At 69.4% G+C, this 20,693-nt stretch carries 12 protein-coding genes, 2 tRNA genes and 1 pseudogene; 6 read left to right on the top strand and 9 right to left on the bottom strand.

Annotated features, from left to right (window positions below):
- A pseudogene (locus tag FF100_RS07345) lies at window positions 1-161 on the top strand (IS3 family transposase); the annotation flags it as partial.
- Window positions 162-419: 258 nt separating this feature from the next.
- Here the strand turns inward: FF100_RS07345 and FF100_RS07340 are convergent.
- Window positions 420-496 (bottom strand) — tRNA-Pro (locus FF100_RS07340).
- Between the two features lie 88 nt (window positions 497-584).
- Window positions 585-661 (bottom strand) — tRNA-Pro (locus FF100_RS07335).
- Window positions 662-942: 281 nt separating this feature from the next.
- Between FF100_RS07335 and FF100_RS07330 the strand changes: the two genes are divergently transcribed.
- Entirely contained in the window at window positions 943-2,616 is a 1,674-nt protein-coding gene (locus FF100_RS07330; RefSeq protein WP_246101953.1) for a histidine kinase famiy protein, read from the top strand.
- A gap of 103 nt (window positions 2,617-2,719) precedes the next feature.
- Complete coding sequence (locus FF100_RS07325) at window positions 2,720-4,072, top strand: esterase-like activity of phytase family protein (RefSeq protein WP_139034877.1); 1,353 nt, start codon at window positions 2,720-2,722, stop codon at window positions 4,070-4,072.
- A 362-nt stretch (window positions 4,073-4,434) separates the two neighbouring features.
- Here the strand turns inward: FF100_RS07325 and FF100_RS07320 are convergent, their stop codons facing one another.
- The 7 genes from FF100_RS07320 to FF100_RS07290 all read right to left on the bottom strand — a co-directional run bounded on the left by FF100_RS07320 (window position 4,435) and on the right by FF100_RS07290 (window position 12,569).
- Entirely contained in the window at window positions 4,435-4,653 is a 219-nt protein-coding gene (locus tag FF100_RS07320; protein ID WP_246101952.1) for a putative hemolysin, read from the bottom strand.
- Window positions 4,654-4,741: 88 nt separating this feature from the next.
- Complete coding sequence (locus FF100_RS07315; protein ID WP_139034876.1) at window positions 4,742-5,464, bottom strand: ABC transporter ATP-binding protein; 723 nt, start codon at window positions 5,462-5,464, stop codon at window positions 4,742-4,744.
- Between the two features lie 4 nt (window positions 5,465-5,468).
- Window positions 5,469-7,523 carry a branched-chain amino acid ABC transporter ATP-binding protein/permease gene (locus FF100_RS07310; RefSeq protein WP_139034875.1) on the bottom strand — a complete coding sequence of 685 codons (2,055 nt, stop codon included), beginning with the start codon at window positions 7,521-7,523 and terminating at the stop codon, window positions 5,469-5,471.
- Between the two features lie 180 nt (window positions 7,524-7,703).
- Window positions 7,704-8,576: a branched-chain amino acid ABC transporter permease gene (locus FF100_RS07305; protein WP_139034874.1), complete on the bottom strand. Its 873-nt coding sequence runs from the start codon at window positions 8,574-8,576 to the stop codon at window positions 7,704-7,706.
- 62 nt (window positions 8,577-8,638) lie between these two features.
- Window positions 8,639-9,853, bottom strand: coding sequence for an ABC transporter substrate-binding protein (locus FF100_RS07300; protein WP_139034873.1), 1,215 nt, complete (start codon window positions 9,851-9,853; stop codon window positions 8,639-8,641).
- A gap of 408 nt (window positions 9,854-10,261) precedes the next feature.
- Window positions 10,262-11,350: a hypothetical protein gene (locus FF100_RS07295; protein ID WP_139034872.1), complete on the bottom strand. Its 1,089-nt coding sequence runs from the start codon at window positions 11,348-11,350 to the stop codon at window positions 10,262-10,264.
- 157 nt (window positions 11,351-11,507) lie between these two features.
- Entirely contained in the window at window positions 11,508-12,569 is a 1,062-nt protein-coding gene (locus FF100_RS07290) for a threonine aldolase family protein (protein ID WP_139034871.1), read from the bottom strand.
- Between the two features lie 721 nt (window positions 12,570-13,290).
- Here FF100_RS07290 and gltB point away from each other — a divergent pair.
- From gltB to FF100_RS07275, 3 genes are all read left to right on the top strand, one after another.
- Window positions 13,291-17,982 carry a glutamate synthase large subunit gene (gltB, locus tag FF100_RS07285; protein ID WP_139034870.1) on the top strand — a complete coding sequence of 1,564 codons (4,692 nt, stop codon included), beginning with the start codon at window positions 13,291-13,293 and terminating at the stop codon, window positions 17,980-17,982.
- A gap of 246 nt (window positions 17,983-18,228) precedes the next feature.
- Window positions 18,229-18,831: a glutathione S-transferase family protein gene (locus tag FF100_RS07280; RefSeq protein WP_139034869.1), complete on the top strand. Its 603-nt coding sequence runs from the start codon at window positions 18,229-18,231 to the stop codon at window positions 18,829-18,831.
- Between the two features lie 45 nt (window positions 18,832-18,876).
- Window positions 18,877-20,301, top strand: a complete 1,425-nt coding sequence (locus tag FF100_RS07275) for a glutamate synthase subunit beta (RefSeq protein WP_139034868.1) — start codon at window positions 18,877-18,879, stop codon at window positions 20,299-20,301.
- Window positions 20,302-20,693 lie beyond the last annotated feature (392 nt).

Below are 20,693 nucleotides of genomic sequence, written 5' to 3'. Positions count from 1 at the left end.
GGCGACGGCACTACAATGGGGTGCGCCCGCACGGCGCGCTGGGCTACCGACCCCCGGCCCCGGAGGTGTTCGTGCCAGGCTTGCCCGCTTGGCCGGCTGCGCTCACCCGACCGGCTCCGCCGGTCAAGCTACCCGTGGAGCAAACGCCGACACTGCACTAACTTTCAACTTGGACCACCTCGTGGGGGCCGATTAGGCATGACGGTCGAGATGATCGAGCGCCGGTTCGGGCACCACTCGTCGAGCCACATGGAAGGGGCCCGGGCGGCCCTTGGCGGCAAGCGCAAGAAGAGAGCGGCCTGACGGGATCGAACCTGTGGCCGAAACATGTGGCCGGGCCTTGAATGCCGACTTTTGCACGAACCTGTGGCCGGGCCCCAGGCTGGATATCGGGAAGACGCATTCCCCCTAGGGAGAAATGGTCGGAGTGGCAGGATTTGAACCTGCGACCCCCACGTCCCGAACGTGGTGCGCTACCAGACTGCGCTACACTCCGACGCGCCCGAAGGCACTCGCTTGGTCTTGTCACAACACCTTTGCAGATGTTGTTTGATCTCGGGATGACACAGAGCTCGGGAGAGCGCTGGTCGGAGTGGCAGGATTTGAACCTGCGACCCCCACGTCCCGAACGTGGTGCGCTACCAGACTGCGCTACACTCCGAACGGCCGGCCCGTGGCCGACGAGGGGGCTTATAGCGAGGGCTTCCGGGGGCCGCAAGGCCGTTCGTGCCGGATGGCCGAGTTTCTTGGAAGGGCCTGTTTCCCCGATCGGGCCGGTGCCCCGGGCCGCCACTCTCCGTCGGCGGAACCGCGACGCAGGCCCTGGGACGGGAAGGCTCGGGGGAGGGGGAAGGCCTTGCGCGATCTCATCTTCCGCCCCATTGTCGTGCCATAGGGATGGCCGGCACCGGCGGGGTGGCGGATGGCGAGCCAGGTGGCGGTGTGAGCGACGACGACAAGGCCGGGTCGCCGGTTCCGGACGCCCACCACGCCGCGGAGGCCCCCTCCTACGCGCATCTGAAATCGGCGGTGATCCGCGAGCCGGGCCTCGACGACCGCGGCAGCGTGTTCTTCGCCGCGATCGAGATGACCCGCATGCCGATGATCCTGACGGATCCGCGCCGGCCCGACAATCCGATCGTCTTCGCCAACCGGGCGTTCCAGGACCTCACCGGCTATGCCGAATCCGAGCTGATCGGCCGCAACTGCCGCTTCCTGCAGGGCCCCGAGACCAGCCGGGAGACCGTGGCGGAGTTGCGCCGGGCGGTCGAGGAGCGCCGGGCGATCGCGACCGAGATTCTCAACTACAAGCGCGACGGCTCGCCGTTCTGGAACGGCATCTTCATCGGCCCGGTCTTCGACGCCGCGGGCGAGATCGTCTACTTCTTCGCCTCGCAGCTCGACGTGACCCGTCGCCGGGTGTCGGAGCAGGCGTTCCGCCAGGCGCAGAAGATGGAGGCGATCGGCCAGCTCACCGCCGGCCTCGCCCACGACTTCAACAACCTCCTGCAGGTCGTCTCCGGCAACCTCGAACTGGCACGCGGCTCGGTGACCGGTGAGCGGACGCAACGCCAGCTCGCCAACGCGGCCGGCGCGGCGGAGCGCGGTGCCAAGCTGACGAAGCAGCTCCTGTCCTTCGCCCGCAAGGCGCGGCTCGAGCCGCGCTCGCTCAACCTCAACGCCCTCGTGCTCAATCTCGCCGAGGTAGCCGAGAGCACGCTCGGCAGCACCGTCTCGATCCGTCTCGACCTGACCCCGCGGCTGCCGGCAGTCACCCTCGACCGCACCAATCTGGAGATGGCGCTCCTCAACGTGCTCATCAACGCCCGCGACGCGATGCCGGCGGGCGGTACGGTGACGATCTCGACCGCCTCCGTCCACCTCGACGGGACCGGGGAGGCCCGCACCCTGCCGCCCGGCGACTACGTGGCCCTGCGGATCCGCGACGAGGGGGAGGGAATGCCGCCCCACGTCGCCGAGCGGGCGACCGAGCCGTTCTTCTCGACCAAGGGCCCCGGCAAGGGAACCGGCCTCGGGCTCGCGATGGCGCACGGCTTCGTGCAGCAATCCCGCGGCCGGCTCGAGATCGAGAGCCGGCGGAAGACCGGGGAGGGGGCGGGCGGCACCACGATCACGATGCTGTTCCCGGCCGGATCCGGGGCGGCCGTCGAGGACGAGCCGGCCGAGCAGACGGCGGTCCTGCGGCGCGGCGACGAGACCGTGCTGCTGGTCGAGGACAGCGACGACGTCCGGGCGCTCGCCCGCGAATACCTCGACAGCCTCGGCTATCACGTGCTGTCGGCCCGCGACGGCACCGAGGCGTTGCGGATCCTGGAGCGCGGGGAGCGGATCGACCTTCTGTTCTCCGACATCGTGATGCCGGGCAGCGTCAACGGCCTGATCCTGGCCGAACGGGCGCAGGCCCTGCGGCCGAACCTGCCGGTGCTGCTGACCACCGACTACAACGAGGATCTGGTGGCGGACGGGCCGACCGTCCCGACCATGGACGTGCTCGGCAAGCCCTACCGCAAGGCCGAGCTCGCCGACCGGATCCGCGCCGCCCTCGATCGCGGCGTCCGGCCGATGCCGGCCCCGGGCGAGCCGCATCACGGCTGAGGCGGGGCGGATTCGGGCCCGCAGGGTCGGAAAGACGGCGGGTCGTCACTCCGTTGACATGGGGCGTGCGCCAGAACGGCCGCGCTCATCCGCTGAGGATCCCATGCCGCGCCGTTCTCTCCTCGCCCTCGCGCTCCTGCTGTCGGGCGCGTCCGCCGCTCTCGCTCAGGAGCCGAAGGCCTTTCCCGCCACCCTCGCCGGCCACGCCGTGCTGCCGGCCGAGAGCGTCGCGCCGCTGCCGGCCGATGCGCCGAAGGATTTCGCGACGCCTGGCAAGTTCACCACCGGCCGGCGGGTCGAGGCTGTCGGCACCGTCGAGGCCCAGTCGATGGGCCGTGCCACCAGCCTCAAGCTGCCGCTCAAGGGCCAGCCGCTCCAGGGCCATTCCGGCATCAAGCGCATGCCGGACGGGACCTACTGGGTGCTGACCGATAACGGCTTCGGCACCAAGGCCGGCTCTCCCGATTCGATGCTCTACCTCAACCATTACCGGATCGACTTCGACAAGGGCGGCGTCGAGCGGCTGGAGACGATCTTCCTGCGCGATCCGGACAAGAAGGTGCCGTTCCGCATCGCCAACGAGGCGACCGACAGCCGCTACCTCACCGGCAGCGACTTCGACCCCGAGAGCGTCCAGTTCGTCGGCGACACGATCTGGATCGGCGATGAGTTCGGCCCGTTCCTCATCAAGGCCGACCGCAGCGGCAAGATCGAGGCGGTGGTCGAGACCCTGGCCGACGGCAAGCCCGTTCGCTCCCCCGACAATCCGGCGGTGACGACGCCGGCGATGCCGGGCGGCCCGGTGTCATTCAACGCCCGCCGCTCCAAGGGCTTCGAGGGCATGGCGGCGTCGCCCGACGGCAGCCGGCTCTACGCCCTGCTCGAAGGCCCGCTCTGGAACGCCGACGCGAAGGCGTTCGAGACGCGCGACGGCCGCGAGGTGTTGCGCATCCTCGAATTCGACACCAAGGCGGAGACCTGGACCGGCCGTTCCTGGCTCTACCCGCTGGAGCAGGCCGGCAACGCCATCGGCGACTTCAACCTGATCGACGGCACGACCGGCCTGATCATCGAGCGCGACGACGGCGAGGGTACCGCGGACCGCGCCTGCCCGGCGGGCCAGAAGGGGCCGGATTGCTTCTCGGTCCCGGCAAAGTTCAAGCGCGTCACCAAGATCGAGATGACCGACGCCAACCAGGGCGGTCCGGTGCGCAAGATCGGCTTCATCGACCTGATGCGCATCGCCGATCCGAACAAGAGGGCGCGCAAGCCGCTGACCGACGGGGTGCTCGCCATGCCGTTCTGGACCATCGAGAACGTCGACAAGGTCGACGACACCCACATCATCGTCGGCAACGACAACAACCTGCCGTTCTCGGCGAGCCGCGACCCGCACAAGGTCGACGACAACGAGTTCGTGCTGCTGGAGGTGGGGGAGTTCCTGAAGGCGAAGTGACGGCCTGCCTCCCGCGTCTCGGAACCGATGCGGGCAATCGGCGGATCCCGCCGGCAATGCCGCGCTCTACCCGTCGTAGATCGAGAACCCATCACGTCGTCCCGGGGCCCGGCGAAGCCGGGCGCCTGGGATCCCCATCCGCCGCCGTCGGGGAAGAACGCGGATCGCGGGCCGCCTCCTCTCGAGCCGCCTGCGATTACGGTTCCCGGGTTCCGCTTTCGCGGCCCCAGGGTGACGGGATGATATCGGTGAGTGTCGAGCGAGCCGAGCTGTCTCTCATACCCTCGCGCCTTGGCATCGACGTGTCGATGCCAAGGCGTCCGGCGCATCAACGCCGACGCCCGTTCGAAGGCGCGGCGGTATCAGTTCTTCGCCCTGTTCGCCGCGCGGAACAGCTGCCATTCCTCGACGACGCGGCCGTCGGGGAGATGACAATAGCCTGCCTCGCCCTTGGCCTCCTTGCGAATTTCCAGGCGCCCGCCGACCGAGGTGCAATAGGCCGAGGCCGGGTTCCCCATGGCCCAGGCCGGCGAAGCGCCCGCGATGGCGAACAAGGCGGCGCTCGCAAATAACGACTTCACGGCACTCTCCCGATTCCGTGTCCGGCACCCGATGAGCGAAGTCGGATGAACCGGCGATGACGCCACGTCGCCCCGCCGGTCCGACGCCTCAATGACCGCCGCCGAGATACGCCGCCCGCACCTGGGGATCGTTGCGCAGCTGCGCCGCCGGTCCCTGGAAACGGATGCGGCCGTTCTCCAGCACGTAGGCGTGGTCGGCGACGCCCAACGCCGCCATGGCGAACTGCTCGACGAGCAGCATCGTCACCTGCTCCTCCTTGAGCCGGCGGATGATGCGGAACACCTCCTCGACCAGCTTCGGCGCGAGGCCCATCGAGGGCTCGTCGAGGAGCAGGATCTCCGGACGCAGCATCAGCGCCCGGCCCATGGCGAGCATCTGCTGCTCGCCGCCCGACAGGGTGCCGGCGAGCTGGGTGCGGCGCTCGCGCAGGCGCGGGAACAGGGTGTAGGCCCGCTCCCGGTCGGCGTTGACGTCGCCCTTCGGCCGCGATCCGGTGAGGCGCGGGAAGGCGCCGAGGGTCAGGTTGTCCTCGACCGAGAGGGTCGGGAAGACCCGCCGCCCCTCGGGCGAGTGGGCAAGGCCGGTGCGGGCGACATCGTGGCTCTCCAGGCCGCCGATCTCGCGCCCGTTGAGCTTGATCGAGCCGGCGCGCGGCTTGATCATGCCGGAGAGCGCCCGCATCGTCGTGGTCTTGCCGGCCCCGTTGGAGCCGATCAGGGTGACGACCTGGCCCTTCGGGACCGTGAAGGTGAGGCCGTGGAGGACCTCGATCTGGCCGTAGCCGGCCGACAGGCCGCTGACATCGAGCATCTCTCTACTCCGCGGCGTCGGCAACCGGGCTGCCGAGATAGGCTTCGATGACCTTGGGGTCGGACTGGACCTCGCGGGCGCCGCCCTCGGCGATCTTGTGGCCGAAATCGAGCACGCTCACCCGGTCGCACAGCCCCATCACCACGTCCATGTGATGCTCGATCAGGATCACCGTGATGCCGGCGTCGCGGATCTTGCGGATGATCAGGGTCAGCTCGGCGATGTCGGGGGCGGTGAGGCCCGCCGCCGGCTCGTCGAGGAGGAGCAGCACCGGATCGAGCGCCAGGGCGCGTCCGATCTCGAGGAGGCGCTGCTTGCCGTAGGGCAGGTTGCGGGCCTCGACCTGGGCGAGCGAGCCTAAGCCCACGAAGTCCAGGATCGCCATGGCGCGGGCCCTGGCCTCGCGCTCCTCGCGCCGGCGGCGCGGGGTGCCGAGGATCGCGTCGAACAGCGTGCCCTGGAAGCTGTGGTGCAGGCCGACCAGCACGTTCTCCAGCGCGGTCATCTCGCGGAAGAGCTGGACGTTCTGGAAGGTGCGGGCGACGCCCGACAGGGCGATCTCGGACGGCGTGCGACCGTCGAGGCGCTTCACCGCATCCGTGCCGGTGGCGAGCGAGACGCCGCCGGCGGTCGGCTTGTAGATGCCGGTGAGCACGTTCATCATCGTGCTCTTGCCCGAGCCGTTCGGGCCGATCAGCCCGTGGATCGTGCCCGGCCGCACCGCGAGGTCGACCTCGTTGAGGGCCTTGAGGCCGCCGAACTGCATCAGCACCCGCTCGACCTTCAGCAGCGGATCGGCGCCGGAGCGGCCGCCCTGCCGGTTGAGCGCCTCGCCGGAGGCGGCGAGCTCCTGGGTGGCGCCGGTATGGGCCGGGCGCAGGAAGGGCAGCTTCTCGCGCAAGAAGCCGACGATGCCGTCCGGCAGGTAATAGACCACGAACAGGATCATCAGGCCGAAGACGGTGAGGCGGAAATCCGTCACCGAGTCCATCGCCAGCGTCGCCGGGAAGAAGGCGAGGCAGAGCGCGCCCGGGATGAGGAGGGTCATCCGGTTGTCCTGGCGGCGCAGGAAGGCGAGGCCGACCACGACGACGGCCAGCGCGGCGATGATGCCGGCCATGATCCGCACGAGGCCGATATCGGCCAGGATGTTCGGCATCATGACGATGATGGCGGCGCCGATCAGCGGGCCGGAGCGCGACTTGCGGCCGCCCATGGTGACGGCGAGCAGGAACAGCACCGTCAGCTCGAAGCCGTAGGAGTTCGGCGCGACGTAGCGCTCCGACCAGGCGAACAGCGCGCCGGCGAGGCCGGCGAGCGCCGCCGAGATCACGAAGGCGTAGACCTTGTAGCGGTAGACGCTGACGCCCATGCAGTCGCAGGCGATCGGCGAATCGCGCAGGGCCTCGAAGGCGCGGCCGAAGGGCGACCGCACCACCCGGTTCACCACCAGAATGGTGGCGAGCAGGCAGGCGCAGACGAGATAGTAGAATTCGAGCTTGCGGCCGGCGGCCCCCCAGGGCGCCTGCATGCCGATCAGCGAGAAGTCGAGGACGCGGGCCGGCGGCAGGGTGATGCCCAGCGGGCCATTGGTCAGATCGGTCATCTCGTTGATGAAGATCTGGATGATGGTGCCGAAGGCGAGCGTCACCATGGCGAGGTACGGCCCGCTGACCCGCAGCGCCGGGATCGCCAGCAGCAACCCGAAGGCCGCCGTCACGCCGATGCCGGCGACGAGCCCGACCCACAGGCCGAGCTTGAACTTGAGGAACAGGACGGCCGCCGCGTAGGCGCCGATGCCGAACAGGCCGGCATGGCCCAGCGAGACCTGGCCGGTATAGCCGACCACGATGTCGAGGCCGAGGATCAGGATCGCGTAGATCGCGATCACCACCAGCAGGTGAATATAATACTGGCTGGTGACGACGTGCGGGAAGGCCGCGAGGAAGACGACGAGACACACGGCCCCGAGGAGGCCGACGAAGCGGCCGAGCCCGGCATTTGGCACCGGCGGGGCGGTTTGCCGGGCAAGGGCCGGCGCGGAGGCGGACTGCGCCATGGTGGTGTGAAACCCTGGACGAGACGGGAGCGACTGGAGCATTTCCCGACGACGCGGAGACCGGTTCGTCGAAGAAAATGCGGCAAAATCAGAGAGCTGACGTGTCGTCCGGTTGCAGCGCGATCGGACGACACGTCAGTGCCGCTCCCGCAACCGGGAGCGGCACAGGCGGAAAGGAACTCAGACCTTCTTGATCACAGCCTTGCCGAACAGGCCGACCGGGCGCACCGCCAGCACGGCGAGGAGCAGGATCAGGCCGGGCACGTCCTTGTAGCCGGTCGAGATGTAGAAGCCGGTCAGGGTCTCGGCGACGCCGAGGATCAGCCCGCCGACGATGACGCCGAGGCCGGATTCGAGGCCGCCGATGATCGCGACCGCGAAGGCCTTGAGCGCCAGCACCGAGCCCATCGTGGCGCCGGTGAGGGTGACGGGGGCGACGAGCACGCCCGCGAAGGCGGCCGTCATGGCGCTGATCGAGTAGGACAGGGTGATGACCTTCTGGGTGTTGATGCCCATCAGGCCGGCGGCGTCGATGTCGTTCGAGGTCGCCACCACTGCCTTGCCCCAGATCGAGCGGCGGTTGAACAGCTCGACCGCGAGCATCATCAGGAGCGCGCCGGCGACGATCATCAGCTCCATCGGCAGGACGCGGACGCCGCCGAAGGTCAGCGCTTCCTCGGGCAGCGGCGAGGGGAACTTGAGGTCGTCGCGGCCCCAGATGTTCTCGGCGACGTTCTTGAAGATGATGCCGAGCGCGATGGTGGCCATGATCCACCCGTACTCGGACTTGATCTTCACCGCCGGGCGGACGCCGAGGCGCTCGACGACAGCGCCGAGGGCGAAGCCGAAGACCAGGACGAGCGGCAGCATCAGCCAGTAGCCGGTGAACGGCACCAGCGTGAGGCCGAACAGGGCGCCGAGCATCAGCGCCTCGCCCTGGCCGAAATTCAGGGTTTTCGAGGTCGCGAAGGTGAGCTGGTAGCCGAACGCGATCGCGGCGTAGATCATGCCGACGGCGACGCCGCTCGCCACGAGCTGAAGGAAGATCTGCATGAGGGAAGGGCTCGTCTCGACGGGCAGGCCCCGCGCCTCATGCGCGGGGCCGAATTGCGGCCTCAGTTCGAGGCCTTCTCCTTGACGCGGACGACGCCGGCGTTCTTGGCGTCCTCGTCCTTGGCATAGACGATCTTGCCGTCCTGGACCTTGCCGAACACCACCATGTTGCGGCTGATGGCGTTGTGGTCCTTGGCCGTGAACGGCTTGTCGTAGGTGGTGACGACGCCCTCTACCTTGGTGTTCAGGTTCTCGAGCGCGGCCCGCACCTTGGCACCGTCGGTGGAGCCGGCCTGCTTGATCGCGGCCGCCAGCAGGTAGACCGAATCGTACCCTTGCGCGCCTGCGACCGGGGTCGGGATCTTGTTGACCTTGAAGGTGGCGTAGTAGCCGTCGAGGAACGACTTGCGCTTCGGCAGCGTCTTATCCTCGATGAAGGTCTGGGGCATGATCACGCCGTTGCCGTTCGCGCCGGCGATATCGATGAAGCTCTGCATCGAGGCCGGCCACGAGGTGATCATCGGCACCTTCCAGCCGAGCTTGGCCATGCCGTTGGCGATCTGGGCCAGCTCCGGGCCGATGCCGTAGGCCAGGATCACGTCGGCGCCGGCGGCCTGCGACTTCAACAGCTGGGGCGTCATGTCGACGTCCTTGATGTTGAACTTCTCGACCGCGACCGGCTTGATGCCTTTCGCCTTGAAGTACTTCTCGAGGTCCTCGCGGCCGAGCTGGCCGTAATTGGTCGAATCGGCCAGGATCGCGATCTTCTTGAAGCCCTGCGCGATCGCCTCGTCGGCCATCATGCCGGCCTGCAGCACGTCGTAGGCCGAGGTCCGGAAGACGTAGTTGTTGTCGTAGTCCGGCGGGTTGAACTGGTTGGTGATGATCGTGCCGGTGGCGACGTTGTTGATCACCGGGATCTCGGCTTCCTGGTAAAAGCGCTGGGCGGCGAGCGCCACGCCGGTGTTGATGAAGCCGAGGGTGGCGACCACCTTCTCCTTGTTGATCAGCTCCTGGGCGACCTGGGCGCCGACCTCGTTCTTGGCCTCGTCGTCGCGCTCCACGAGCTGGATCTGGCGCCCGAGCACGCCGCCGCTCTTGTTGATCTCGTCGGCGGCGAGCCGCACGCCGTCGCGCATCGACACGCCCATCGAGGAGGAGCCGCCGGTATAGGGGCCGGTCACGCCGATCTTGATCGGGTCGGCCGCCAGGGCCGGGACCGCGAGGGCGGTCGCGCAGGCGAGCGCCGCCGCGAGAGCGGTCAGGGATGAGCGCATCTGGATTCCTCCGGGGACCGTTTCTTGCCGTGCCGGCCTCGGCGGCCGGGTTATCGGGGTGCCGGATAGAACCGAAAGTGGCAGCGCTTGTCGACCGCGTCTTTCGATCTAGAGAGCGGGACAGGGGCGGGGGAAGATCGCCGACAGATTAGCCGACCCGGCCGGCCTGTCGATCTGCGCAAGCCTCGCCCCCCTCGCAGGGCCAGCCCGGGCCTCGCACAGGCGAGAGCCCGGGATCCAGAACGGTAGGGGGGCGGAATCGCGGGAAAAATTGGCCGCGTCGTCCTGCGTGACCTGCGGTTTGGCGCCCCGGGCCCGGCTTTCGCAGCCCCGGGACGACGCGGAGAGGTCGAAATCCCGCGGGACGTCGTTGCGCGACCGGGGGCACTGCGTCGCCCCCGCCCCGCATCAATCCTTCGCCGGCTCGTCCTTGCCGGGCACCTGCGTGATGCCGCCGATCACCCGCACCGGGCGGTTGCCGTCGGGCGGGGTCTTCCAGGTGCCGTCCTTCGCGTCCGGGGCCTTGGGTGCGGCCTCGGCGGCTTGCTTCGGCGCCGGCTCGGCCTTCGGCGCGAGGGGCGGGACGAGGGCCGCTGGCGTCTCGATCTTCTCTTTCTCGATCTTCTCCGGCGGCTTCGTCCGGGCGGCGGTCCGCCGCGGTGCCTCGGGCTTCACGCCCTCGGGCCTGGCCGCATCGGGCGCGGTCTCGCGGCGCGACGCGGCACCGGAGCGGGCGGCCGGGCTGTCGGGGTTGAGGCCGAGCGGATTAGGCCCGGCGGCGCCCGGTGCGCGCGGGGCCGGTGCGGCACGCACGGCCGGGGAGGGGGCCTCCGCGCCGGGGATCGCTTGCCCAGGGATGCCCTGCCCGTGAATCCCTTGCCCGTGAACCCCTTGCCCGGGCGCTGACGGCGGCAGCGGGCGGGCGGCGATCCGGCGTTCCTCCGGGCACTCGCCCACCGGCGGCAGCGGCTCGGCCCGGGAGAGCGGCACGGGGACGTAGGCGCCGCCGTCCCGCGGGTCGCCGTCCCGTGGGTTGGCCTGGCGAAAGTCGCCGCGGGGGCCGCGCTCGCGAAACATCTCGTCGCGGGGCGCCGGCGGGCGCACATCCGCCTCGGTCCAGCCGTAGCCGGGGCGACGGCCACCGGGAATCGTGCCGGGGGGAATCATCGGCGCCTCCAGGCGCTCGCGATCGAGGATGCGGCCGGTGCGGGCATCGACGACGAGCTGCACCCGGTTGCCCCACGGGCTGTCGGCCTCGACGCGGTAGGTCTCGCCGTCGAAGCGCGGATGGCTCATGCCGGTGAAGCCGGCCCGGCCGAGGCGGAACAGCACCGCCCGCGGCGGCAGGATCGCGTCGTCCTCGTCCTCGATCACGACCCGGTAGCCCTGCGCGCGGACGGGCGCGACCGCCCCCGTCAGCAGCGTGGCGGCGAGCGCGGCGAGGAGCGCCGCGCCCGTCACGGACCGCGGTCCCGTCTTCGACGGCTTTGCAGTCATCGTCCCGCATTCCCTTGTTTCCGGGGTCGTGCCGGGCTGCGTGAGCCCCGCATTCCCCTCGTGCTTGGACAAGGTTCTGTTAACCGCGGGATTGAGGCGGGATTGCGGGAGCGCGGCAGTCGGCAGCATCGCCTTTCGGGTAGGAGAGGCCCGACCGTCATCCCGCCCGCCGCGCCAGCGCCAGGAACGCCTCCACCTCTGCGTCGGTGGTCGAGAAGGCGGTGATGAGACGGATCATCCGCTCGCCCTCGCGCACCCCTTCGCCGGCGGGCAGGCTGCGGCTCGCCCAGTCGTAGTAGACGGCGCCGCCGCCGCGCAGGGCCTCGTCGAGGGCGGCCGGCAGGATCGGGAACAGCTCGTTGCCCTGGACCGGCCAGGCCAGCCGAACCCCGGGAATCGCGGACAGGCCCGCCGCGAGGCGCGCGGCCATGCGGTTGGCATGCGCCGCGTTCGCCAGCCAGTGATCGTCGGCGAGGTAGGCGTCGAGCTGCGCGGCGAGGAAGCGGCCCTTCGACAGGATGTGGCCAGCGCGCTTGCGGCGGAACTCCAGCGTCTCGGAGAGGTCGGGGCGGAAGACCAGGATCGCCTCGGCGGCGAGCGCGCCGTTCTTGCTCGCCCCGAACGAGAGGATGTCGATGCCGGCGCGCCACGTCATCTCGGCCGGCGAGCAGCCGAGCGCGTGGAGCGCATTGGCGAAGCGCGCGCCGTCCATGTGGACGGTGAGGCCGTGGGCATGGGCGATGCCGCTGAGACGCGCGATCTCCTCCAGCGTGTAGACCTGCCCGCTCTCGGTGAGCTGCGACAGGGTGAGCGCCCGCGGCGGCATCTGCTTCACGTGGCGGGTCAGGCCGCCGAGGAACGCATCGAGGGTCTCCGGGGCGATCTTGCTGCCGGGCCCGGGCAACCCATGCAGCTTGGCGCCGTGGGTGTAGAATTCCGGCGCGCCGCACTCGTCCTCCATCACGTGCGCCTCCTCGTGGCAGACGCACAGCCCGAAGGGCGGCACCATCACCGAGAGGGCGAGCGCATTCGCCGCGGTGCCGGTGGCGACCGGGAACACCGCGAGATCGGGATGCTCGAACAGCGTCCGGAAGCGCGGGGTCAGCCCGAGCGTCAGCGGGTCGGCGCCGTAGGCCGGCATCGCGCCGCCGTTGTGGCGCACGATCGCCTCCAGGACCGGGGCGCTCGCGCCCACCACGTTGTCGCTCGCGAAGTTCATCGGTCCCTCGGCTCCCTCGATCGTCCCGACACCATCATGCCGGGGCAGGCCGGCCGGGACGAGACGCCGCCGCTCATGCCCGTCATGTCCTGCTCGTCGTGCCGTCCCGGTTCCGCCCGGTCGATTATCTCGCGTCCCCGCGGGGGAAAGATGCGCGGTCTCCGCCAGATTCGGCATTTCGTTGCGGGTCGCGGTGATGAAACGCAAGAAAAGCACAAGGGTGGACGGAATGGCCTCTTGCTGGACCGATTGAAATCTGGCAGGTTCCCCGAGTTAGGACAGTACCGCTGTCCCATTTTCCCGGCCGGGCCCCGTGCCCCCGGGTCGCAAGGGCGCTGGCTTGTGGCTTGCACGACGGCCAAACGAGATACCAAACGCGCCGCCATCCGGGCGGTGCGGGCGCACGCGGGCTGAACCCAAGCCTGCCGGGCGCTCGCGAGGTGCGGGCGCTCCCTTCGCGAGACGCGACCGACCCTCCCGCGGCTGAAGAACGATAAGGCGGCGGCCGTGCCCTCGGCCCTCCCGCCCGCGGCGCCGCTCGCGGCTGCCCGCGCCACTTCGCCCGCCGGTGACGGTGGGATAGCCTGCCGCCGAGGCAGGTCGCCTGTCCCAGAGGCAGGCCGAGCTTTTCCCGGCCGGTTCGTCCGGCCCTTCTGACCATCAGGCGAGCGCGCGCCTCCGCGAGTCTCGACACGACGACCGGACCTTGGGAGACCAGACCATGAGCGGCACGGACCAGTCCCAGCACCCCTCCCGCGGGCAGGCGGTCCCCGCCCTCGTCGTGCGCGATCCGGCCCTGCCGGCGCGCCAGGGCCTCTACAACCCCGGCAACGAGAAGGATGCCTGCGGCGTCGGCTTCATCGCCGACATGCACAATCGCCAGACCCACGCCATCGTGCAGCAGGGCCTGCAGATCCTCGAGAATCTCGACCATCGCGGCGCCGTCGGCGCCGACCCGAAGATGGGCGACGGCTGCGGCATCCTGGTGCAGGTCCCGCACGGCTTTTTCGCGGCAGAGGCCGAGCGCCTCGGCATGACGCTGCCCGAGCCCGGCCATTACGGCGTCGGCCAGCTCTACATGCCGCGCGACGAGGAGGGCTTCAAGCTCGTCGAGGGGATCGTCGAGAAGGCGATCGCCGACGAGGGCCTGACCCTGCTCGGCTGGCGCGACGTGCCGGTCGACCCGAGCGACCTCGGCGAGAGCGTGAAGGCGAGCGAGCCGCGCCACCGCCAGGTGTTCATCGGCCGTCCGGCCTCCAGCGCCGACCAGGACGCCTTCGAGCGCCGGCTGTTCCTCGTCCGCAAGGTGATCTCGAACGCCGTCTACACCCTCAAGGACGAGCGGCTGAAGGAATTCTATCCGGTCTCGCTGTCCTCGCGCACCATCGTCTACAAGGGCATGGTGCTGGTGAACCAGCTCGGCCATTACTATCTCGACCTGAAGGACGAGCGCTTCGTCTCGGCGCTGGCGCTCGTGCACCAGCGCTTCGCCACCAACACCTTCCCGACCTGGCGCCTGTCGCACCCCTACCGGATGGTCGCGCATAACGGCGAGATCAATACGCTGCGCGGCAACGTGAACTGGATGGCGGCGCGCCAGGCCAGCGTCGATTCGGAGCTGTTCGGCAACGACATCTCGAAGCTCTGGCCGATCTCCTACGAGGGCCAGTCCGACACCGCCTGCTTCGACAACGCGCTCGAGTTCCTCGTCCAGGGCGGCTACCCGCTCGCCCATGCGATGATGATGCTGGTGCCCGAGGCCTGGGCCGGCAACCCGCTGATGAGCGAGGAGCAGCGCGCCTTCTACGAGTACCACGCCGCGCTGATGGAGCCGTGGGACGGCCCGGCCGCGTTGTGCTTCACCGACGGCCGCCAGATCGGCGCCACCCTCGACCGCAACGGCCTGCGCCCCGCCCGCTACCTCGTTACCGATGACGGGCTCGTCGTGCTCGCCTCCGAGATGGGCGTGCTGCCGATCCCGGACGAGAAGATCGTCTCGTCCTGGCGCCTGCAGCCGGGCCGGATGCTGCTGATCGACCTCGAGAAGGGCCGCATCGTCTCCAACGAGGAGATCAAGAGCGAGCTCGCCGCCGCCCATCCCTACAAGGAGTGGCTGAAGCGCACCCAGATCGTGCTTGAGGACCTGCGCCCGGTGCAGCCGCGCGAGTCGCGCACCGACGTGTCGCTGCTCGATCGGCAGCAGGCCTTCGGCTACACCCAGGAGGACCTGAAGCTGCTGATGCAGCCGATGGCCGTGACCGGCCAGGAGGCGGTCGGCTCGATGGGCACGGACACGCCGCTCTCGGCGCTCTCCGACAAGCCGAAGCTGCTCTACACCTACTTCAAGCAGAACTTCGCGCAGGTGACGAACCCGCCGATCGACCCGATCCGCGAGGAGGCCGTGATGAGCCTCGTCTCGTTCATCGGGCCGCGGCCGAACATCCTCGACCTGGAGGGGACCTCGCGCAAGAAGCGCCTCGAGGTGCGCCAGCCGATCCTGACCAATGCGGATCTGGAGAAGATCCGCTGCATCGGCCATTTCGAGGACCGCTTCGACACCAAGACCCTGGACATCACCTACGCGGCCGAAACCGGCGCGCAGGCGATGGACGGCGCCCTCGACCGTCTCTGCGACCGGGCCGAGGCGGCGGTGCGCGGCGGCTACAACATCATCGTGCTGTCGGACCGTGCCGTCGGCCCGGACCGGATCCCGATTCCCGCGCTGCTGGCCACCGCGTCGGTGCACAACTACCTGATCCGCAAGGGGCTTCGCACCTCGGTCGGGCTCGTGCTCGAATCCGGCGAGCCGCGCGAGGTGCATCACTTCGCGTGCCTGGCCGGCTACGGCGCCGAGGCGATCAACCCCTACCTCGCCTTCGAGACCCTGCTGGCGATGAAGGACGAGCTGCCGCCCGAGCTGACCGACGAGGAGATCGTCTACCGCTACATCAAGTCGATCGATAAGGGCCTGCTCAAGGTGATGTCCAAGATGGGCATCTCGACCTACCAGTCCTATTGCGGCGCCCAGATCTTCGATGCGGTCGGCCTCAACTCGGCCTTCGTCGAGCGCGACTTCTTCGGCACGGCGACGACCATCGAGGGCATCGGCATGGCCGAGGTCGCCGAGGAGACGGGCCGGCGCCATCAGGACGCCTTCGGCGATGCCCCGGTCTATCGCAGCGCTCTCGATGTCGGCGGCGAATACGCCTACCGCCTGCGCGGCGAGGCCCATACCTGGACGCCCGACACCGTCGCGACGCTCCAGCACGCGGTGCGGCTCAACCTGCCGGACCGCTACCGCGCCTACGCCAAGATGGTGAACGAGCAGGAGAACCACCTCAAGACCATCCGCGGCCTGTTCCGGATCAAGAGCGCGGCGGAGATCGGCCGGGCGCCGGTCGAGATCGACGCGGTCGAGCCGGCGGTCGAGATCGTCAAGCGCTTCGCGACGGGGGCGATGTCCTACGGCTCGATCTCGAAGGAGGCGCACGAGACCCTGGCGATCGCCGTCAACTCCTTCGGCGGCCGCTCGAACTCGGGCGAGGGCGGCGAGGAGCGCGAGCGCTACCGGCCGCTGCCCGACGGCCGCTCGCGCCGCTCGGCGATCAAGCAGGTGGCGTCCGGCCGCTTCGGCGTCACGGCGGAGTACCTCGTCAACGCCGACATGATGCAGATCAAGGTGGCGCAGGGTGCCAAGCCCGGCGAGGGCGGCCAGCTGCCCGGCCACAAGGTCGACGCCAAGATCGCCAAGGTCCGCCACTCGACCCCGGGCGTCGGCCTGATCTCGCCGCCGCCGCACCACGACATCTACTCGATCGAGGATCTGGCCCAGCTGATCTTCGACCTCAAGAACGTCAACCCGGCGGCCGACGTGTCGGTCAAGCTGGTGGCGGAGGTCGGCGTCGGCACGGTGGCGGCCGGCGTCGCCAAGGCGCGCGCCGACCACATCACCATCTCGGGCTTCGACGGCGGCACCGGCGCGGCGCCGCTCACCTCGATCAAGCATGCCGGCGGGCCGTGGGAGATCGGGCTGGCCGAGACCCAGCAGACGCTGGTCCTCAACCACCTGCGCGGCCGGGTGGCGCTCCAGGCCGATGGCGGCATCCGCACCGGCCGGGACGTGCTGATCGCGGCGCTCCTCGGCGCCGACCAGTTCGGCTTCTCGACCGCGCCGCTCATCGCGGCCGGCTGCATCATGATGCGCAAGTGCCACCTCAACACCTGCCCGGTCGGCGTCGCGACCCAGGACCCGGTGCTGCGCAAGCGCTTCAAGGGCACCCCTGAGCACGTCATCAACTACTTCTTCTTCGTCGCGGAAGAGCTGCGCGAGCTGATGGCCAGCTTGGGCGTCACCAAGCTCGACGACCTGATCGGCCGCTCGGAATATCTCGACAAGCTGGCGGCGATCTCGCACTGGAAGGCCAAGGGGCTCGACTTCACCCGGCTGTTCCACAAGCCGGACGTGCCGGAGACGGTCGCGCTCCGCCACGTCGACACCCAGAAGCACCCGATCGACCAGGTTCTCGACCGGCGGCTCATCGCGGCCATCGGCGACGCGATCGAGACCGGCGTCGCCGTGACCGTCGAGGACGTGATCCGCAACTCCGACCGGGCCGCGGGCGCGATGCTGTCGGGCGCCGTCGCCAAGGCGCACGGCCACGAGGGCCTGCCGGACGACACCCTGACGGTGAAGCTCACCGGCACCGCCGGCCAGAGCTTCGGCGCCTGGCTCGCCGCCGGCGTGACGCTCAGCCTGACCGGCCATGCCAACGACTATGTCGGCAAGGGCCTGTCGGGCGGCAAGCTGATCATCCGGCCCTCGGATGCGCTGGGCTCGCCGTCGGACCGCACCATCATGGTCGGCAACACGGTGCTCTACGGCGCCATCGCCGGCGAGGCCTATATCCGGGGCGCGGCCGGCGAGCGCTTCGCGGTGCGCAACTCGGGCGCCATCGCGGTGGTCGAGGGCATGGGCGACCATGGCTGCGAGTACATGACCGGCGGCGTCGTCGTGTCGATCGGCGAGACCGGGCGCAATTTCGCGGCCGGCATGTCGGGCGGCATCGCCTACGTGCTCGACGAGGACGGCTCCTTCGCCAAGCGCTGCAACCTGTCGATGGTCGATCTCGAGCCGGTCGAGGAGGAGGACGAGTTCATGCGCCGCTTCCACCAGGATGGCGACCTGGAGACCAAGGGGCGCATCGACATCCTGGCCGACATGTCGGGCCACGACGAGGAGCGCCTCGTCGGGCTCATCAACAACCACCTGAAGTATACCGGCTCGGTGCGCGCCAAGGCGATCATCGACAACTGGGATACCTACCGCACCAAGTTCGTGAAGGTGATGCCGGTCGAGTACCGGCGGGCCCTGCGCGAGATGGAGCGGGCCCGGATGCCGGTGGCGGCGGAGTAACGCCGACCTGAACCCTCCCCCCCCCCCTCTGCGGGGGAGGGTGCCCCGCGGAGCGGGGCGGGAGAGGGGCGCCGCGTCCGGAAAGGTCGCGCGTCTTGACGGGCGCCGCCTGGATCAGCGTCGCGCTGCCCCTCTCGGCGGGACTTCGTCCCGCTGCGCTCGCTCCGCTCGCCACCCTCCCCCGCAGAGGGGGGAGGGTTGGGGTGGCGCCTTGACGAACGATCGGAGACGCACGGAGATTCCGCGGTGAAGGTCTACGGCGACATGATGTCGGGCAATTGCCTGAAGGTGCGGTACGTCGCCGATCACCTCGGGCTCGCCTATGACTGGATCCCGGTCGACATCATGCGGGGTGAGAGCCGCACGCCCGACTACCTCGCCCGCTTCCCCGTGGGCCAAGTTCCGGGTGTGGTGTTCGACGACGGGCGGACGCTCGCGCAGTCGAACGCGATCATCCGCTATCTCGCCCGCGGTTCCGCCCTGCTGCCGGAGGATCCGTGGGTGCAGGCCAAGATCGACGAGTGGCTGTTCTGGGAGCAGTACAATCACGAGCCGACCATCGCGGTCTGCCGCTTCCACATGCGCTATCAGGCTAAGCCGGCCGAGACCCGAGACCCGAAGAAGGTCGACGGGGGCGAAGCCGCCCTCGACCGGATGGAGCGACACTTGACCGCCGCCGACTGGTTCGTCGGGGATGAAGTCAGCATCGCGGACGTCGCATTGTTCGCCTATACGCAATTCGCCGACGAGGGCGGATTCGATCTCTCGGGCCGGCCCGCGATCCGGGCCTGGCTCACCCGTTGCGGGGACGCGCTCCCCCACTCCGCCACCGTCGCCAGGGTCGCTTGAGACCCGCCGCCGGCCCGACCACTTCACGAACTGAGCACTCCACCGATGGGCAAGGTCACAGGCTTCCTCGAATTCGACCGGCAGGAGCAGAAGTATCAGCTCGCGGCCGACCGCGTGCGCCACTTCCTCGAATTCACCCTGCCGCTCGACGAGCACGACCTGAAGAAGCAGGCGGCGCGCTGCATGGATTGCGGCATTCCGTTCTGCCACGGCCCGACCGGCTGCCCGGTCCACAACCAGATCCCGGACTGGAACGACCTCGTCTACAATGCGGATTGGGAGGAGGCGGCGCGCAACCTGCACTCCACCAACAACTTCCCGGAATTTACCGGCCGCATCTGCCCGGCGCCGTGCGAGGAGGCCTGCACCCTCAACCTCGAGAACCAGCCGGTGGCGATCAAGACCATCGAGCAGGCGATCGCCGACAAGGCCTGGAGCATGGGCTGGGTCGTGCCTGAGCCGGCCGCGGTCAAGACCGGCAAGCGGGTCGCGGTCATCGGCTCGGGTCCGGCCGGCCTCGCGGCGGCGCAGCAACTCGCGCGCGTCGGTCACGACGTCCACGTCTTCGAGCGCGAGCCGAAGGCCGGCGGCCTGCTCCGCTACGGCATCCCCGACTTCAAGATGGAGAAGCGCCACATCGACCGCCGGGTGCGGCAGATGGAGGCCGAGGGCGTGCAGTTCCATTACGGCGTCAATGTCGGCGTCACCCGCTCCTTCGCGAGCCTGCACAACGAGTTCGACGCCGTGCTGTTCGCCGGCGGCGCCGAGGCCCCGCGCGATCCCGGCCTGCCGGGCCAGGAGTTCGAGGGCGTGCACTTCGCCATGCCCTACCTCGTGCAATCGAACCGCCGCGTCGGGCAGGAAGCCGCCACGGCCGAGGAGCCGATCATCGCCGCCGGCAAGAACGTGGTGGTGATCGGCGGCGGCGACACCGCGTCGGATTGCGTCGGCACCGCCTTCCGCCAGGGCGCGCTCTCGGTCACCCAGCTCGACATCCGCCCGCGCCCGCCCGAGCGCGAGGACAAGCTGACCGTGTGGCCCTACTGGGCGACCAAGATGCGCACCTCGTCGAGCCAGGCGGAGGGCGCCGAGCGCGAGTTCCAGGCCGCGACGCTCCGCATCGAGGGCAAGAAGGGCAAGGTGAAGGGCGTGGTCTGCGCCCGGGTCGACGAATCCCGCAAGCCGATCGCGGGCTCCGAGTTCCTGCTGCCGGCCGACCTCGTCTTCATGGCGATCGGCTTTGCCGGTCCGGTGGCTCAGGGCCTGATCGAGGAATCCGGCGTCGCCCGCGACAAGCGCGGCAACGTGCTCGCCGACGACACCCAGTACCGCACCTCGACCGACAAGGTCTGGGTGGCGGGCGACATGCGCCGCGGCCAGTCCCTGGTGGTCTGGGCGATCCGCGAGGGCCGGCAGGCCGCTCGCTCGATCGACGAGGCCCTGATGGGCGCGACGACCCTGCCGGTCTGACGGCGGGACGATCGGTTTTCGCCGTCGCCGGTTCGGTGGCGGTCAGCGGGATCCGCTCCCCCCGGGGCGGATCCCGTTGTCGTGTCTGGGGTCGGCGAGGGGCTGAAAGGCGGGAAGCCCGCCCTTCGCCGTCGACCGATCGGTTCATCAGGGCAGGGGAGGGGTCTCGCCCGATGCGATCATGCCGCCGCCTCTCGCGCAGATTTCCGCACGCAACCGAACGCGCTTTCTGTATCTATTCTAATTCACCTGCGACCTCGCAAGTTATCCATCTCCGGTCGCATCCTTCGAACATTGCGCAAGATGCTCCTGTGCAACACTACGGGCGATAACGACCGAGCATGGAACCGTTCCAGAGCTTGCTGGGATGAAGTGATTGATTGCCACAGACC

This window comes from Methylobacterium terricola (assembly GCF_006151805.1).
Taxonomy (GTDB): Bacteria; Pseudomonadota; Alphaproteobacteria; order Rhizobiales; family Beijerinckiaceae; genus Methylobacterium; species Methylobacterium terricola.
This window is presented reverse-complemented; position numbering and strand designations above follow the sequence as displayed.

What these genes read in the sequence shown, in the direction of transcription:
- FF100_RS07325 (WP_139034877.1), top strand. Translation starts at nt 2,720, where the DNA reads ATGCCGCGCCGTTCTCTCCTCGCCCTCGCGCTCCTGCTGTCGGGCGCG.
- FF100_RS07315 (WP_139034876.1), bottom strand. Translation starts at nt 5,464, where the DNA reads ATGCTCGATGTCAGCGGCCTGTCGGCCGGCTACGGCCAGATCGAGGTC.
- FF100_RS07310 (WP_139034875.1), bottom strand. Translation starts at nt 7,523, where the DNA reads ATGGCGCAGTCCGCCTCCGCGCCGGCCCTTGCCCGGCAAACCGCCCCG.
- FF100_RS07305 (WP_139034874.1), bottom strand. Translation starts at nt 8,576, where the DNA reads ATGCAGATCTTCCTTCAGCTCGTGGCGAGCGGCGTCGCCGTCGGCATG.
- FF100_RS07300 (WP_139034873.1), bottom strand. Translation starts at nt 9,853, where the DNA reads ATGCGCTCATCCCTGACCGCTCTCGCGGCGGCGCTCGCCTGCGCGACC.
- FF100_RS07295 (WP_139034872.1), bottom strand. Translation starts at nt 11,350, where the DNA reads ATGACTGCAAAGCCGTCGAAGACGGGACCGCGGTCCGTGACGGGCGCG.
- FF100_RS07290 (WP_139034871.1), bottom strand. Translation starts at nt 12,569, where the DNA reads ATGAACTTCGCGAGCGACAACGTGGTGGGCGCGAGCGCCCCGGTCCTG.
- gltB (WP_139034870.1), top strand. Translation starts at nt 13,291, where the DNA reads ATGAGCGGCACGGACCAGTCCCAGCACCCCTCCCGCGGGCAGGCGGTC.
- FF100_RS07275 (WP_139034868.1), top strand. Translation starts at nt 18,877, where the DNA reads ATGGGCAAGGTCACAGGCTTCCTCGAATTCGACCGGCAGGAGCAGAAG.